Source organism: Pauljensenia hongkongensis (assembly GCF_001746855.1).
Taxonomy (GTDB): domain Bacteria; phylum Actinomycetota; class Actinomycetes; order Actinomycetales; family Actinomycetaceae; genus Pauljensenia; species Pauljensenia hongkongensis.
On record NZ_CP017298.1, the window covers coordinates 1,507,465 to 1,508,140 of the forward strand.

Sequence of the window (676 nt, forward strand, 5' to 3'; positions counted from 1 at the left end):
CTTTCCCGCAGAGTACGGGCCTGGGAGGCCAGCACCTCGTCGATGGGGCCGTCGGCGGCGATCGCGCCGTCCAGGACCACCACGACGCGGTCGACCAGGTCCGCCCAGATGTCGACGCGGTGCTCGATGACCACCAGGGTGGCCCCCGACTCGTCGAGGACCCTCTCGACCGCGCCGCGCACCCCGGCGACGCCCACCGGGTCCAGGTTGGCGGTGGGCTCGTCGAGCAGGAGGAGGCGGGGCCCCATGGCGAGGACCGAGGCGAGGGCGAGCCGCTGCTTCTGGCCGCCCGACAGGGCGGTGGTGGGGTGGTCGGGGGCGGCGTCGAGGCCGACCGCGCCGGTGGCGGCACTGACGCGCGGCCATATCTCCTCGCGGGGGACGCCCAGGTTCTCCATGCCGAAGGCCACGTCGTCGCCGACGCGGGCGAGGACCACCTGGGCCTCGGGGTCCTGCATCACGAGCCCGATGCGGCCCCGCAGGTCCGCGGGGGCGGCCCCGTCGACGACGAGGCCCCCCTTCGCCTCGCCCTCGTCCTCGCCGCCCAGGAGCCCGGCCAGCCCGGCCATGAGGGTGGACTTGCCGGACCCGGACGGCCCGAGGACGAGGACGCGCTCGCCGGGCTCGATCCGCAGGTCGACGCCGTCGAGGGCCCAGGCGAGGCGGCCGGCGTGGC

General features: G+C 76.5%; 1 protein-coding gene. It reads right to left on the minus strand.

The genetic code is table 11. The features are described from left to right. Positions 1 to 676, minus strand: a 676-nt coding sequence (locus tag BH719_RS06210; RefSeq protein WP_009743956.1) for an ABC transporter ATP-binding protein, incomplete at both ends; no start/stop codon positions are given.